General features: G+C 36.0%; 16 protein-coding genes. 5 read left to right on the top strand and 11 right to left on the bottom strand.

What is annotated here, in order from left to right; all coding sequences use genetic code 11:
- Positions 1 to 28: 28 nt before the first annotated feature.
- The 9 genes from KJS36_RS08135 to rsmD all read right to left on the bottom strand — a co-directional run bounded on the left by KJS36_RS08135 (position 29) and on the right by rsmD (position 7,524).
- Positions 29 to 1,534 carry an ATP-binding cassette domain-containing protein gene (locus KJS36_RS08135; RefSeq protein ID WP_213536420.1) on the bottom strand — a complete coding sequence of 502 codons (1,506 nt, stop codon included), beginning with the start codon at positions 1,532 to 1,534 and terminating at the stop codon, positions 29 to 31.
- The gene (locus KJS36_RS08130) at positions 1,518 to 2,543 is read right to left on the bottom strand and encodes a radical SAM/SPASM domain-containing protein (protein WP_213536419.1); all 1,026 of its coding nucleotides are present in this window, start codon (positions 2,541 to 2,543) and stop codon (positions 1,518 to 1,520) included. Before KJS36_RS08130 ends, KJS36_RS08135 begins: the two co-directional genes overlap by 17 nt.
- A gap of 53 nt (positions 2,544 to 2,596) precedes the next feature.
- Positions 2,597 to 2,722: an SSH motif RaS-RiPP peptide gene (locus KJS36_RS10910; RefSeq protein WP_280520340.1), complete on the bottom strand. Its 126-nt coding sequence runs from the start codon at positions 2,720 to 2,722 to the stop codon at positions 2,597 to 2,599.
- Between the two features lie 24 nt (positions 2,723 to 2,746).
- Entirely contained in the window at positions 2,747 to 3,796 is a 1,050-nt protein-coding gene (locus tag KJS36_RS08125; RefSeq protein ID WP_213536418.1) for a radical SAM protein, read from the bottom strand.
- Positions 3,786 to 3,965, bottom strand: a complete 180-nt coding sequence (locus KJS36_RS08120) for a PqqD family protein (RefSeq protein ID WP_213536417.1) — start codon at positions 3,963 to 3,965, stop codon at positions 3,786 to 3,788. The genes KJS36_RS08125 and KJS36_RS08120 overlap by 11 nt, the downstream gene beginning before the upstream one ends.
- A 252-nt stretch (positions 3,966 to 4,217) precedes the next feature.
- Positions 4,218 to 5,087 carry an Rgg/GadR/MutR family transcriptional regulator gene (locus tag KJS36_RS08115; RefSeq protein WP_213536416.1) on the bottom strand — a complete coding sequence of 290 codons (870 nt, stop codon included), beginning with the start codon at positions 5,085 to 5,087 and terminating at the stop codon, positions 4,218 to 4,220.
- Between the two features lie 232 nt (positions 5,088 to 5,319).
- Positions 5,320 to 6,363, bottom strand: a complete 1,044-nt coding sequence (locus KJS36_RS08110; RefSeq protein ID WP_213536415.1) for a SepM family pheromone-processing serine protease — start codon at positions 6,361 to 6,363, stop codon at positions 5,320 to 5,322.
- Positions 6,360 to 6,854 carry a pantetheine-phosphate adenylyltransferase gene (gene coaD, locus KJS36_RS08105; RefSeq protein ID WP_213536414.1) on the bottom strand — a complete coding sequence of 165 codons (495 nt, stop codon included), beginning with the start codon at positions 6,852 to 6,854 and terminating at the stop codon, positions 6,360 to 6,362. The genes KJS36_RS08110 and coaD overlap by 4 nt, the downstream gene beginning before the upstream one ends.
- A 130-nt stretch (positions 6,855 to 6,984) precedes the next feature.
- Positions 6,985 to 7,524: a 16S rRNA (guanine(966)-N(2))-methyltransferase RsmD gene (gene rsmD, locus KJS36_RS08100; protein WP_213536413.1), complete on the bottom strand. Its 540-nt coding sequence runs from the start codon at positions 7,522 to 7,524 to the stop codon at positions 6,985 to 6,987.
- 141 nt (positions 7,525 to 7,665) lie between these two features.
- Between rsmD and KJS36_RS08095 the strand changes: the two genes are divergently transcribed.
- From KJS36_RS08095 to KJS36_RS08085, 3 genes are all read left to right on the top strand, one after another.
- A complete protein-coding gene (locus tag KJS36_RS08095) occupies positions 7,666 to 8,565 on the top strand; it encodes a prenyltransferase (protein ID WP_213536412.1) in 900 nt (299 codons plus the stop codon).
- 75 nt (positions 8,566 to 8,640) lie between these two features.
- Positions 8,641 to 9,267 carry a CPBP family intramembrane glutamic endopeptidase gene (locus KJS36_RS08090; protein ID WP_213536411.1) on the top strand — a complete coding sequence of 209 codons (627 nt, stop codon included), beginning with the start codon at positions 8,641 to 8,643 and terminating at the stop codon, positions 9,265 to 9,267.
- Between the two features lie 45 nt (positions 9,268 to 9,312).
- Positions 9,313 to 9,954 carry a hypothetical protein gene (locus KJS36_RS08085; RefSeq protein WP_213536410.1) on the top strand — a complete coding sequence of 214 codons (642 nt, stop codon included), beginning with the start codon at positions 9,313 to 9,315 and terminating at the stop codon, positions 9,952 to 9,954.
- 65 nt (positions 9,955 to 10,019) lie between these two features.
- Here the strand turns inward: KJS36_RS08085 and KJS36_RS08080 are convergent, their stop codons facing one another.
- Both KJS36_RS08080 and KJS36_RS08075 read right to left on the bottom strand, forming a co-directional pair.
- Complete coding sequence (locus tag KJS36_RS08080; protein ID WP_213536409.1) at positions 10,020 to 11,240, bottom strand: MDR family MFS transporter; 1,221 nt, start codon at positions 11,238 to 11,240, stop codon at positions 10,020 to 10,022.
- Positions 11,237 to 12,463: an MDR family MFS transporter gene (locus KJS36_RS08075; RefSeq protein ID WP_213536408.1), complete on the bottom strand. Its 1,227-nt coding sequence runs from the start codon at positions 12,461 to 12,463 to the stop codon at positions 11,237 to 11,239. Before KJS36_RS08075 ends, KJS36_RS08080 begins: the two co-directional genes overlap by 4 nt.
- 195 nt (positions 12,464 to 12,658) lie before the next feature.
- Between KJS36_RS08075 and KJS36_RS08070 the strand changes: the two genes are divergently transcribed.
- Positions 12,659 to 13,150 carry an RNA polymerase sigma factor gene (locus KJS36_RS08070; RefSeq protein ID WP_213536407.1) on the top strand — a complete coding sequence of 164 codons (492 nt, stop codon included), beginning with the start codon at positions 12,659 to 12,661 and terminating at the stop codon, positions 13,148 to 13,150.
- Between the two features lie 26 nt (positions 13,151 to 13,176).
- Positions 13,177 to 14,271, top strand: a complete 1,095-nt coding sequence (locus KJS36_RS08065) for an anti sigma factor C-terminal domain-containing protein (RefSeq protein WP_213536406.1) — start codon at positions 13,177 to 13,179, stop codon at positions 14,269 to 14,271.
- Positions 14,272 to 14,279: the final 8 nt, after the last annotated feature.

The raw sequence follows: 14,279 nt of genomic DNA, 5'->3' as shown, positions 1-14,279 counted from the left end.
TCTATGTTCAGCAAGAGGTTTGTCATTGTTAAGATTCAACAATTTTTCCTTTTTCCAACTTCAAAATGCGGTTAAATTTTCCTAAAAATTCATCTTTTTGATGTATCGTCATGATTACTGTTGCTGGTAATTGGAGAACTTTTTGAAGTTCATTCTCAAATTGATAGTAATCCAAAGCAGAAAAAGGTTCGTCCAATATGACAAGTGGAGACTCTTGATTTGTTACACGTGTCAGATACATCTTTTGTTTCTCCCCGCCTGATAATGTTGTCGCAGAGACCTCACTTTTAGTATCACTCACCTTTTCCTGATAGCTCCCAAAAATCGTGACATTATTTTTATAAGTATCATGGAAAGTATGTTCTGCCTGTAAAATTTTGGCAAATGCACCATCCAAATTCTTGATTTCATTACCATCTACGAAAATTTTTCCCTCAAATTCATCATCTGTGCCATTCAAGACATTTAAAAATGTACTTTTCCCCGAACCATTTTCCCCAATAACCGCTATCTTTTCACCTTTTTTAATCATAAGTTCTGGAATATCCAGCTGAGTATTTCCTACTACTTTCTTCAAGCTTTGAATTTCAATCTTATCAAACGATTTTATCGCTCTCTTAGGTAATTGAACTTGGGAAACAATTTCTAAAAAATTCTTTTTTACATTTTTTATAGACTCCAACATTTGAATATCATATAATAACTCCGTCATTGGCTCTGAGAATGCTGTGATGTAGCTCAAACTCGCAGCAACTTCTGGAATAGAGAGTCGCCTTGTTGAAAGAGCGAAAACGAGATAAATAAATAGTACAATCCCTGTTAAACTAAAAGATGAAGCGTTCATGATGATTCCAAATGCCTTTAACAATCCATATTTTAAATAGTGCGTTTGCAAATTATCCAACGATTTTTGTTGTACTTTTTGAAAATTTTCTTCCGTTTCATCATTTACTAAATGGTGACCTGTTAATAAATCTTCTAATTTAGCATAATAATCTCCTTGACTTTTTAAGTAAGCATCTCGTCTTGCAGCAGTACGTTTTCCAATTATTTTAGGAACTTGTATCGTCAATAATGCAGTAATAAATAAAATAGAAGCTACCCAAATATTGACTGTTTGACTGATAATAACTGCAAAAATAACCATTTTCATAATTTGCTGATAAAAGCTGAATAATGGTGCTAAGTAATCTTTTTCCAAAGCATCTAAATCGTTAGCCTGATAAGAAACATACTCTGCCACTTTTTGTTTTGAAAATTTTCCTTGTGGCATAGCCAATAATTGATTAAACCAAGTATTTTTTAAGCTCGTGGAAAAAACAATTCCATAGCGCCATTCTAAACGCATTGATAAATAATTACAAAGTAAATAAAAAACCGTGCAACCAATATATCCAATCATTGCGAACAAAAATTCTCGTCTAAGTAAAGCTTGCGTAAAATAAGGAATTAACGCTTGAGCAACATAAGACAACGCAACTAAAATAAATACAGCAACAATATACAATCTAATCGGTCTAATAAACTGTTTCATTTTTAACCTTTCTCGCTTGAGCTGTCCTTTGGCAAATCTGCGCACAAACAGTTGAATCTCCACTTTCCGCAAATGCTATTCCAGGACATTGTGTACAATAATTAATTAATGCACATTTTGAACAATTTTTACTGTTAGCTAAACTATAAGTAGCGAGCACTCTTCTACGAATACTCTTCCAGATATCTTTTATATTTTCTGAATTAATATTTCCAAGACTTTTATTGTATAAAGAACATGGCTGTACCTCTCCAGTACAAGTAATGTATATTGAAACTTCAAGAGACTGACAAGTTTTATAATTTTTAGATTTATCTATTAAAATTGTTCCATTAATCGTATCTATATCCTCTTGTATTTCACACAATTGATTAAAAGAAAGAGACAAATTACTACCTGTTAAATACTCCGAGCGTTTCGGAACGATTTGAGCATCAACTTTATACGCAATATTCATTTCCTCACAAAACTGTTTTAATTCTACATATGCATAATAATTTTTTCTCATGATTGGTGTTTTTATTGCTACAGCAATTCCATATCTTTGCAATAATTCAATATTTTTTAAAACTTTTTTCAATGCTCCTTTAGTTTGCGAAATTTCATCATGTATTTGCTCATCAAGAGAAAAAACTGTACAAGATATATAATCTATTTCCAACTGCGCTAATCTTTTTATTTTTTCTTCATTCAAGATAGAAATATTTGAGTAAATTACTACGTTAAAAAACATTTCTCGGGCAATTGTTATCATGTCCATCACCTGCGGATGACAGAAAACCTCTCCGCCTGTTATTACCAATTCAAACACTCCCATTTCTCTTAAATTACCCAATAATTTTTTAAATTGAAAAAGAGAAAATCCTTTTATTGTATAATTATCAAAATAACAATGTTCACAGTGCCAATTACAATAAGAAGTTAACTCAATTGTTACTGAAAATAGCTCTCCCTCTCTCTTATATAACTCTATAATCTGATTCATACTATCATACTTCGCATTTTTCATAAATCTTCTCCAAACTACAAACAACGAGAATAAAAATTCTCGTTGCTCGTATTTCATTCTTTAGTTTGTGCCACAATATGAGCGCTAGCTCCACTACATTCAGCACTTTTATTCGATACAATGCTGTTTCTAGTTGAAACTTCTGTCATTGTTGGTTTACTAAATGCTTTTTTCATCATTTAACCTCTTTCTATTGTACCTTTTTAACAAAGGTGATTTATTTTTTCTAGGTTGTCATACTTATCTTTATTGTCAAACCTTACCTTTGCAAGTATTTTTGACGAAGTAGAACACCCCCATAAATCCTTATCTTCCAATAATGCAATTCTGCTACAACGTGCGCAATATTCCTTAACAGAACAAGCATTACAAAATCCTAAATCTTTTTGTTTTTTAGCTTGAATTTTCTGTAACACAACATTATCTTTCCAAATATCATGTATAGACGTATCTAGAATGTTATCTAAAGGCAGATTTAAATTATTACACGCAAGATAGTTTCCATTTGCTTCAATAGTACATGAACAGCGAGTTGCATTACATACGTACATACTGTCATTTTTTGAGAAACACATAAAATTTCTAATTTCATCAATTTGAACTAACTTATCTTGTAAATAATTATTATCAACTCTATAATTAGCTGGTTTTGTCTGACCATCTGTTTGATAAAAAATATTTGTTGTCGCTAAATGCTTAAAACCCGATTCAGAACAATATGCAACTATTTCTTCCAAGCAATCTTGGTTGATGTTCATAAGTATCTGTTTAACTTCAACACTTATACCATATTTTTTCAATAGTGCTAAGTTTTTCAAGGTTGCATGAAGCGAGCCTTTTACAGTAGTAATATGATCATGAATTTCTTCTTGCAAAGAAAATAAAGTACAAGATATTTGAGAAATATGAATTTTTGCAAGTCTTTTTATCTTTTCTTCGTCCAACAAAGAAACATTAGTAAAAAGTTTCACATCAAAGAAATGGGCACGCGCATTCTCAATAATTTCCATGGCATCTTTTCTCATAAAAATTTCTCCGCCTGTGAAAACTAATTCAAAAGTTCCCATTCTCCTCAAATCATCAAATAATTTATCAAGTTCTTTCGCACTTAGTCCTTTTTGTGTATATTCAGGAATATAGCAATGCTTACATCTCCAATTACAACGTGTTGTTAATTCAATAGTAGCCGAAAGTAAAGTCTTATTTTCTGAAGCCAGCTCATAAAGGTCTTTCTTCATAAATTCAGAGTTCATAAATGAGTCCTTTACCCAAAAGATTTGCAATAAAATCACTTACTTCATCTTGTAACTCTTCTTTATCAACTTCATATAATTTTGTGAGTTCTTCAACAATTATGCGTAATGTTCGATTTTTAGAAATAAGCATCCACATTTCTTTTGCCGAATCCTCTAAGAGCGTCATTTTATTGTTTTTTTATCTAAGATATAAACTACTTGAGTCTTAGGTTCAATCTGCCAAGCAAGATGGGGCGAGTAGTAAAACTTTTTATTCATAACCTAACCTTTCGGATAATATCAAATTTTTCCTTAAAAATCATAAATTAGAAGTTCAAGGTAAATACAAATTAGAACTTTATTGCTTTCCTCTATTGATATACTTATTAAACCATTATTTAAGTTTGTCTAAAAAATTTTTTGAATATATGAAAATCACTTATAAATTTTCGATTTCTTGATAAAGTGCTTGAGCTTCTTCTCTGTAACCATATTGTTCAAGAGTGCTGGCACATTTTTTCATTTCTTCAATACCAGATTTTTGATTTTGAAGTGTCCGATAATGAGCTTTATGATAATTGAGAATAATTTTTTCATAGAAGAAATCAATTTTAATTGTCATTTTATCAAGATGATTGATGTATTTTAGCGCGAGTACGAGATTGCCATGACGTAAAAAAGTGTCAATCAAATTTAAAAATGTACGAATAACCATTTGCTGATTAAGGTGAATAGAACTATAAAATTCTGTTTTTCCTAAAATGAGTAGTCCATAATTTTTTAAAGCATTATTATCAAAAAAACGTAAACAATTTCCAAAAATCCAGATTTCATAGCGTCCCCAATCACTGACAGAGTCCAGATAAGTCATCAAAAAGTCAATATCTTCTTCAAATGGTTTTGAATTTTGAGCCATTGCAAGAATAATTTTTAAAACTGTCTTATTCAGTTTATAGAATTTGTGTTCTGGATTTTCTTGGATTTTTGTCTCCCAAAAATCCAAAATTTCTTTGATACCCTTAATATCTTTTTTAGCATAGAGTTCTGCAAGTTTTTTTTGCAGAATTTCTTCTTCATTTGATACGTATTCATTATAAATCTGCTGAAACTCATCCAGATAGGTATTTGAGTTTTCTAAAACATCAAAAAATTTGCTAACGGTAATATCTGTCTCGCCATTTTCAAACTTTGAAAGTTGTGACTCTGAAAACTGTCCTTTCGTCACTTCTCTAAGTTTCAGATGCTTTGCTTGTCTAATCAAGCCAACCGTTTCTCCAATCTTTTCATTTATTCCATTTTCTTTCTTCATTTCGTTTCCTTTTTTCTTATATTCGAAAAATTTCAATTTATCTCTAATTTATTATACAATTTATAAGGGGAAATGTAAAAAATTAGAAAGAGGCTCTTTATGAAAAAATCTAAATTAAAGTGGATAATTTTTTTAGCATTTGATATTATTATCATTTCAAAATTCGCTGCTATTCTGCCAACACTGCTTAAATAATGAAAAAGCCTGCTATCATTTATAGCTGGCTTTTCTTTTAATCATCAACCTTCCCAGTTTCAAGATATGTCACGGCATCTTGGATAGTTTTGACGGGGATAATTTTCATTTTTGTGTGGATTTTCTTTCCTGCGGCTTTGGCGGCGAGGTAGTTGTTGTCTGCTAGCTTTTTGCTGCCGCTGTCTGGGACGAGGAAGATTTTTGCACCTTGATTGCTGGCGGTGACGATTTTTTTGTCAACGCCACCGATTTGTCCAATTGTGCCGTCGTCATTTATTGTCCCTGTGCCGGCGATTTCTCTGCCTTGACGGAGATTTTTGCCTGTGAGCTGGGTGTAAGTTTCGAGTGTGAACATCATGCCAGCACTTGGTCCACCGATACTGCCTGCATCTATCGTGACTTTGGGGGTGGTTATCACGTTTGTGTGGTCCACAAGTTCGATTCCAATTCCTGTTTTGCCGTTTGAAAGTTTGATGAATTTTCCTGTTGCTGTGTGCTTTTTGCCGTCAATGCGTGTGACGTTGAGTGTGACAGCTTCTCCAACTTTTTGGCTGGCAACATAAGCAATCATTTCTTTTGAGGAAGTAAAATGTTTGCCGTTGACTGCTGTAATCGTATCTGCGATTTGGAGTTTATTGGCAAATGTGGAGTTTTTTGTGACTTGCATCACATATACACCGTCGTATTCCATTTTGTAGGGTTTATTTGCCAATTTAAATGCTTGATACACAGCTGTGTTCTGCGCTGTTTGCATATAAAATTGATTGACAAGATTGTACTGTGAATTTGACAAGCCGCCCGTCAAATCTTGCGCACTATAAATCGTTGCAAAGTGATTGAACTGAGCATAAATCATCATCAATGCGTTCGCCCGCACAATCTCAACTGTCGTGAGAAAGAAATTTCCTTTAGATGTATCTTTGTGTCCTTCGACTTTTACCATCGTGTTGAGCGCTTGTGTCGTGCCGGGAACTTCGAGGTAATAATTTGTAGGGACAACGAGGGCAATAACGATAAGGACTGGAATTAAAATCAGGGCAAGTGTCTTTATCAGGCTGCGTTTTTTCTTATTTTCTTTCATACTTTTTTCCTATTTTTGATGGCTTCAGCTATGTTTTTTGGCACCCATTGGGAGACATCTTGACCGAGGCTGGTGAGTTCGCGCATTCTGGTAGAGTTGAGTGGTTCTAACTCTGGTTTTGCTAGGAGAATGACGGTTTCAATCCCTGTCATTTCATGATTGAAATAGAACATATTTTTTTCGTATTCTAAGTCTGTCGAATTTCTGATGGAACGCACAAGTGTTGTCACTCCAAGTTTTTTGGCAATGTTGACTGTCAATTCTCGCTCGTGTGTGATGACTCTGACATTTGACAGTTCTGTCAAATTTTCTAGCGTATCATTGAGCATTTTGACACGTTCAGCCGTTGAAAAAAGGGGATTTTTTTGGTCATTTTTGAAAATACCAACATAGAGTCTGTCAAAAAGCGCTGCTGCGCGGATAATAATATCCAAATGTCCATTTGTCAGCGGGTCAAATGTCCCCGTAAATAAAGCAATTTTTTCTGTCATATTTTTTCTTTCGTCATAAAGTTTTTGACAGTTTCGTCAAAAATATTTTCCCTATTTTAGCGTTTTTGACAGAACTGTCAAAAATCCTAGCATATTCGTAAACGAGCAAGCTCGCAACGACTATCCTATATCAAAACTCATAAATTGAAATTTTCGAGATACCATAGATTTTCTGCTTCACTAAATGTAAATTGCCAATCGTTTCTGATAATTCGACAGATTTATCTGTCTCACAGACGACTGTCACAGTTGCTGACAAGAGTTCTCGTTCCTGCATTATCAATAAATTTTTCTCAATCTGTTCTTTTGCGTAAGGCGGGTCGAGCAAAATCAAATCAAACTTTTTTGACAACATTGTCAAAACCTTTTCAGCAGACATTTTCATCAATTCAAATTTCTCTGCTTCTTTGGTCATCTGAATATTTTCCAAAATAATCGCTTGCGCCTGCCTGTCCCGCTCAACCAAGACTGCTTCATCCATTCCACGCGATACTGCCTCAATCGACAAAGAACCAGAGCCAGCAAATAAATCCAGCACCAGTCCACCATCAAAATAAGGCCCAATCATGTTAAAAATCGCCCCTTTGACTTTATCTGTCGTAGGTCGCGTTGTCTTTCCTGGCAAGGTTTTTAGCGGACGTCCGCCATAATTTCCTGATACAACTCTCATAGTCTTATTTTACCACAAAATCTCCCAAAATCATCTGCTCTCCCCTCTTTTGCTCAAAATATTCTGTGAGATAATATCTTTCTGATACGTCTTATTTTTTGATATAATTTAACAAGTAAAAACTCTTTCAAAAAGGAAATTATGACTTATACACTTACTTTCAAGGACTGGTTTATTGCCACGCGCCCTTGGTCATTCGTTGTGACCGCTTTGCCGACTTTATTTACATTTCTCTTTGTCCTCCTCGAAGAGCCTCAATACAGCAATCGCTGGGCTTTAGGACTGATTGCTATCTTGGGTTCGATTATCTACCAAGCCGGTGGCAATCTGCTAAGCGACTATCACGACTACAAACGTGGTGTGGATAAGGCGGGCGCTGTCGTCGGCAATGATATCTTGACTAGCGGACGTTTCTCGCCAAAACAAGTGCTGATTTTTGGACGAACGATGACGACGCTCGGTATTCTTCTCGGACTTTTCCTTGTGAGCCAATCTGGTCTGCCACTTCTTGCGATTGGAATTTTTGGTACATTAGGTTCTGTATATTATCGCAAATTCAAGGCGATTGCGCTTGGTGATTTGTTAATTTTTCTGATTTATGGCCCGATAATTATGGGCGGAACTTATTATGTGATGACACAGCATTTTTCTGGAGCACTCTTTTTTATCAGTGTGCATTTTGCTTTCATCACTGTTAATGTCCTTCATGCCAACAATTTGCGCGATATTCAAAATGATACGAATGCTGGTGTTCATACATTTGCCAGTATTCTCGGCGTGAAAAATTCGATTATTTATTATAATCTCTTGACTTATCTATCTTATCTCGTCATTGTCATCTCTGTTCTTCTTGCGCAACTTCCGATTTGGAGCTTATTGTCATTGATTACTCTGCCTATCGCCATTCGCAATACAAAAATGGTCAATCAGGCAACTACTGATAATTCAGCGATTAAAGACCTTGACAAATCAACTGCTCAGCTTCAACTCCTCGTGAGTTTGACCTTAATTATCGCCATTATCATTGCCATTATTTTTTGATAGCTTTATCAAAAATATCAAAATTAGAAAAAACAGTCTGTCAGAATTTTTGACAGAACTGTCAAAAAAATTATCATGCAAAATACAAATAAAATTAAACTTCCCTACATTATCTTAACTGCTGCCGTTCTCTGGTTCATCATGTTCAGCCCTTGGACGAAAACACACATCAATTTTTGGCTGGCGATGACTATTTCCGGAAGTCTCCTCATCATTCTCAGCCTCATTTCTGGTAATAAATTCTGGAAAAATATTCACTTCTCCATTCGCGATATTATCATCGGATTTGTCTCAGCACTGTTCATGTGGCTTGTTTTCTGGATTGGAAACTTTCTGTCTGTTCATCTTTTCAACTTCGCTGCACCACAAGTCAATGCTATTTATGGGCTAAAAGCTGGGAGCGATAGTGTCATCATCGCACTTCTTCTCCTATTTATCATCGGTCCTGCCGAGGAAATCTTCTGGCGCGGTTTCGTCATGGAACGACTTTCTGAAAAATGGGGACCTTGGCTCGGATTTGCCAGCGCAACACTCATTTATGCCAGCATTCACATCTGGAGCTTTAACTTCATGCTCGTCATGGCAGCACTCATTTGCGGAATATTCTGGGGATTACTCTACAAATTTAACCGAAATCTCCTCACAATCGTCATCTCTCACGCTATCTGGGACGTCATGGTTTTCGTCATTTTCCCAATTTAACAAAATAACATTGACTTCGTATTCTAAAAATGATATAGTTGCACTATGAAAACGAAAATCATTATTGGAATACTCTCTGTTTTTCTGCTGACAAGCCTTGTAGTCGTTGGTTTTTCTGCAAATAAAAATCATTCACTTTCCAGCAAAAACAGTACATTATTAAACAAAATAACTAGCATAAAAAAAGCAGACAGTTCAAACCTTGCTAACGCACAAAACACTTATAAGCAAAATCTGCTACAAAATTCATCTCTACTTTCTTCACAAAAAAGCAAAGATAGCTCCGCGATTGCTTCAATTAACAAGAAAAACAGTGCAACATTAGCTTCACTCAATAAAAAATCAGCTGCCGTATCAAAATCTCTCAACATTTTGCAAAGCAAATATAATGCACAGAGCAAAAATCTCAAAACAGTCAATGACAAACTACAGACGCAAGAGCAAAAAACAAAAGCCAGCACATCAACCACAGCGCAATCAGTCAAACTTCCTAACGGACTTTTAAACGAAAATTACACTACAAGCATCGCCCAGCTCAAAAAGCTCAATGTTACTCACGTCGCAAGTGAAGACAGCTCAGCAAATAATACAACAAACACAACAGAAATCTTGGACACAACAACATCGACCTCTCTCAAAGTAGGAGATAGTTTTAATCCCAATGATTTGCTGATTGTTATTTACTAAAGGGCATCTCGGAAAACTGCTTTTCGAGATACCCTAAAAAAAATGCTCAGAGATTGAGCATTTTTTTAAACCAAATTTTCATGCAAACGAATTGCCTTAATCGCAGGGAGAGCGCCAAGTAAAATAATCACAATCATGAAAATTGCCATTCCATCATTGCCATAAATACTCGAAAAGGACACTAGAACACCAGAAATCACCGATGCAATCGGCTGTGTCACAGAAAATGCACCTGTATAAGTCCCAACTTTCTCGCCCTCCATCAAGTCTGCCCGCAAAGCTTGTGAAAATGGCACCAAAATCATCTCACCAAAAGTGGCAACCAGCGCAGCGACAACTTCCCAAGTAAAATTATGTCCCAAAAAAGCAATCACAAATCCTGTCCCTTGTAGCACAATTCCAAGTCCAATTCCTGTTTGGCGCGACCAATTTTTCGTCAGTTTATTCATAGCATTCATACATAAAACAATCACAAAAGTATTGATAATCAAGAAAAGTGTCAACATTCGCTGCCCATAAATCTCAAGTCCAAGAAAATGTGTTGCCTTAAAACTATCACTCAAATGTACCGGCAAATAATAATCTACCTGATTAAAAATCATGGCAATAAAAATCGAAGCAAACAGATAATACATAAAAGCACTATCTTTTGCCACACTAAAATAAGCTTTAATAATGTTTGTTTCTACTTTTGCATGAACTTCCTTGGGATTAAAACTCTCATCAATCCCGAAAAGCACCACCAAAAAACTGATAAACTCCTCTATCGTGATTGCCAGCAAAAGCCAAACCAAATAATCTCTGAAAAACCAGCCAGACAAACCAGAACCAATCATAATCGCAAAGTTGATAATCCAGTATTGGATACTATAAACCGTGCGCCGATTGTCAGTCGTTGTCAAATCTACAATCATCGCTTGACTTGCAGAATTAAAAAATCCAAATCCAAAATTCAATATCAAAAATCCTAAAAAAGTCGTCCAAGGATTAAAATAAAAACTTGAGTTTGAAAAAGTTGCCAGTGCTGCACCAATCGTTGTTACCAACGTTGAAAAGAGCATAATCGGACGCCGACCGCGCATATCTGACAAATGTCCCGCATAAAGTCCGACCAGAAACACCATGATGGACGAAATAATTAGTAAAATCCCTGTGATACCTGCGCCCATATATTTATTATAATAAATCGTCATTGAGCCACCGACCGTACTGAAACACAGCGCTCCTAGAAAATTCATCATCAATCTTACCCGAATCGTTGGGTGAAGATTAAAAAACCCCTTCATTTTTCTCCCTCTTTTCTCTGCTGATGTCGTGCAACAGCGAGCATACATAGCGTAATCGCAAGTATTTCCGTGACGACAAGTACTAAACTCACACCAAAAGCCTTGATAATTGGTGATATAGAAACTAATCCAGCCGCGATAATACTGGCAAGTGGCTGACGAATAGCTCCCACTCCGTTATAAGCACCAATTTTTTCAGGAGCCATCAAGTCTGCTCCCAGTGATTGAGCGCTTGGTGTATAGATGATTTCGCCAAAAGTGTAAATAATCCCCGAAATGAAAATCGGTGTAAAAGTTGTCGTCATAAAGGCAACTATCATTCCCAAAGTCATGAAAATACTACCAAAAATAAAGCCTTTGCGGTGCGACCAAGCGTGTGTCCATTTGTTCAATGTTGTCATCAAAACAACGACCATCACACAAGCCAATATCAAGTAAATCGTGAGCATTCTTTGTCCGTAAATCTGAAATCCAAAAACGCTTAAGGTTTGGAAAGAATTTGACAAATGCACAGGTAAAAAATTGTCAAACTGCATGATAATCATCGTTGTCAGGATATTTGCCAGCATAAAAATCATGTAAGTTTTATCTGTCACGACACTTCGATAACTTTTAAAGATATTCTCAGGCTTTTTGTCTTTCACTGGTGTGAAAGTTTCTGTTATCATGAAGATAATAATCACGAGCATCACAATAATCGTCGTGAGCAAAATTCCAAGTAATGCCAAAAATGCAGGTTTGAACAGCCAAGCACCGAGCGCAGCTCCAATGATGACTGAAAGATTTTGCGCCCAGTAATTGAGCATGAACACGACTTTCCGATTTTCAGCCGTCGAATCATCAATAATCATCGCTGAACCGCTCGTCACATCAAGATTGAAGCCAAAACTTATCAACAGAAAACCGATAAAAGTCGTCCAAGGATTGACATGATGAGGAAGATTTGAAAAAAGCGCTACGAGAGCACCTGCAGCTTGGATAAAAGTGCCGGAAGTCATCACAGGTTTGCGGCCATGTTTATCCGACCAATAGCCCGCCAGCAGTCCTGCTACGAAAGTTGCCAAGGCTGATAAAGCAAGAAAAGCCCCTGTAATCGTTGCTCCCACGTGCTGATTATAGTAAATCGTCATTGACGAAAAAACCGTCCCATATGAGAAGGCTGCTAAAAATACTATCACAATCCTCAACTGAAGATTCCGATTGAGACTCCAAAACTCCTTCATTTATTCTCCTAAAAACCTGTTCTTAAAATACTTATAATTTTCTTAAATTATGTACAACAATTATAACACAAAACACTTGTAAAAAATAGTTGTTCTGGTATTGTTTTTGTATAATACGTTAAAACCATATTTTTGATAAAATAAACTGTAACCAAACTGAAAGTTCATTTGTTATATATGTGAAAGGAGGAAAAAGTGAACATCAAAGATTATGAGCAAGACGTCACTCATTATGCTGTGGAAATCACGAAGTACCTCGTTTCGCGGGGAGCATCACTAGAAGATGCCGAAGATACGGTGCAGGATACGATTGTGATACTGCTGGATTTGGACGTGTTGATAGAGCCACGAAAATTACGTGCGTTCATGTATCGCGTGTCTATCCGAAATTACATCAATAAATATCGACGCGCGAGCAAATATGCGCAGATTATTGAAGAAATCGGACGTGGTTTGTCAGAATTTGCCGAGGAAAAACGGACGATTGACCTGTCAGAACTTTTGACAAAACTGTCAAAAAAAGATGCGAAGCTTTTGACACAATTTTATTATGAAAATTTGTCTGTCAACGAAATTGCGCAGAAAACAGGATTTTCGGTCAGTAAAATCAAAGTCAATCTTTACCGCGCACGCAAAAAATTAAAGAAAATTTTAGAAGAAAAAGGTTATGACGGCTTTGAAAGCTGAATTTTCCTAGAGAAAGAAGGATAAAAATGAAATATATACTTGCATATTTAGTCTTGTCAGCGATTATTTTTGGGATTTACTGGCTGGTCAAAAAGATTGTGAAACATTTTAGAAAATCGCGTGCTGACGCAGACTTGGAGAGAAATTTTAAACAAGTGGCTAGAAAAGCACGGATGAAACGTATCTTTTTGCCTGTTTATCTAACGCTGACCGCGCTCGTTGTGATTTTCGGGATTGTCATGCAGCTTAATAGTGCGCAGATGGAAAAATTGTATTTTAAAACCAGCAATCAAGCGGATGCATTTGTGGATATTCAAGCACCAAATGTGGGATATAACAATGCTTATATCAATGATTACGGTGTTTTCAGCTCAAACGTTCATCTGGATACTTACAAAAATCTCGATGGATATCATGTAGCGTTCAAGCCGCTTGATTTTCCTTTTGGTACGCTTTCGATGTATATGAGCCATGAAGATTATGATATGTATGCTTCGCCACACATCGTGAATAACGGATATTACACGCAAAATAACAATCAAAAAATTGCTTCATTTTTTCAGCCAAAAGTGAATTTTAAGAGCAAGGATTACTATGGCTTGCAACCAACACATGAAGCTTCAACCTTTAAAAATCAGCCCAATGAACTGGCAGAAATTGCTGTGACGTTTAAAAAACCACTGACTTATGCGCAAATCCAAGCGCTCGTGCCGAAAAATCTGCTGATCAACTGGTACTGGATTGGATATTCTGAGTCCAAAAATCTGGACGCTGCTTATAATCTGGATTATTTCGGGCTAAATTCCGATTCAAAAACAGTTGATAACGGCAATACCGACCAGCTAACAGGGAAATTATCTGCTGCTTCTTACAAGGAATTTGTCAAAAATGTCAAAAACTGGCCAACCGAGCAGACATTATCCACAGGCGAATTTAATCCCCTCAAAGATGCACGCAAACAGGTCGAAAAATATCCGAATCTTGCGAGCGCGAAATTTTCCGGTATCATTTTGACAGGGCAAACCAAAAATTTCGGAACGCTTGACAGTAAAACTTGGGTATTTGCAACAAATGTTGGATTGACAACACCGATTGTACCTTATGTGAAGCCACTCAAATGAGAAAGTGC

It is taken from the genome of Lactococcus nasutitermitis (genome assembly GCF_018403765.1).
Lineage (GTDB): Bacteria > Bacillota > Bacilli > Lactobacillales > Streptococcaceae > Lactococcus > Lactococcus nasutitermitis.
This window is presented reverse-complemented; position numbering and strand designations above follow the sequence as displayed.

Bases quoted from the DNA above. Each gene is read 5' to 3' on its own strand.
- KJS36_RS08075 (WP_213536408.1), bottom strand. From the start codon at position 12,463: ATGAAGGAGTTTTGGAGTCTCAATCGGAATCTTCAGTTGAGGATTGTG.
- KJS36_RS08080 (WP_213536409.1), bottom strand. From the start codon at position 11,240: ATGAAGGGGTTTTTTAATCTTCACCCAACGATTCGGGTAAGATTGATG.
- KJS36_RS08120 (WP_213536417.1), bottom strand. From the start codon at position 3,965: ATGACGCTCTTAGAGGATTCGGCAAAAGAAATGTGGATGCTTATTTCT.
- coaD (WP_213536414.1), bottom strand. From the start codon at position 6,854: ATGACAGAAAAAATTGCTTTATTTACGGGGACATTTGACCCGCTGACA.
- KJS36_RS08110 (WP_213536415.1), bottom strand. From the start codon at position 6,363: ATGAAAGAAAATAAGAAAAAACGCAGCCTGATAAAGACACTTGCCCTG.
- KJS36_RS08095 (WP_213536412.1), top strand. From the start codon at position 7,666: ATGACTTATACACTTACTTTCAAGGACTGGTTTATTGCCACGCGCCCT.
- KJS36_RS08115 (WP_213536416.1), bottom strand. From the start codon at position 5,087: ATGAAGAAAGAAAATGGAATAAATGAAAAGATTGGAGAAACGGTTGGC.
- rsmD (WP_213536413.1), bottom strand. From the start codon at position 7,524: ATGAGAGTTGTATCAGGAAATTATGGCGGACGTCCGCTAAAAACCTTG.
- KJS36_RS08085 (WP_213536410.1), top strand. From the start codon at position 9,313: ATGAAAACGAAAATCATTATTGGAATACTCTCTGTTTTTCTGCTGACA.
- KJS36_RS10910 (WP_280520340.1), bottom strand. From the start codon at position 2,722: ATGATGAAAAAAGCATTTAGTAAACCAACAATGACAGAAGTTTCAACT.
- KJS36_RS08090 (WP_213536411.1), top strand. From the start codon at position 8,641: ATGCAAAATACAAATAAAATTAAACTTCCCTACATTATCTTAACTGCT.
- KJS36_RS08135 (WP_213536420.1), bottom strand. From the start codon at position 1,534: ATGAAACAGTTTATTAGACCGATTAGATTGTATATTGTTGCTGTATTT.
- KJS36_RS08065 (WP_213536406.1), top strand. From the start codon at position 13,177: ATGAAATATATACTTGCATATTTAGTCTTGTCAGCGATTATTTTTGGG.
- KJS36_RS08125 (WP_213536418.1), bottom strand. From the start codon at position 3,796: ATGAACTCTGAATTTATGAAGAAAGACCTTTATGAGCTGGCTTCAGAA.
- KJS36_RS08130 (WP_213536419.1), bottom strand. From the start codon at position 2,543: ATGAAAAATGCGAAGTATGATAGTATGAATCAGATTATAGAGTTATAT.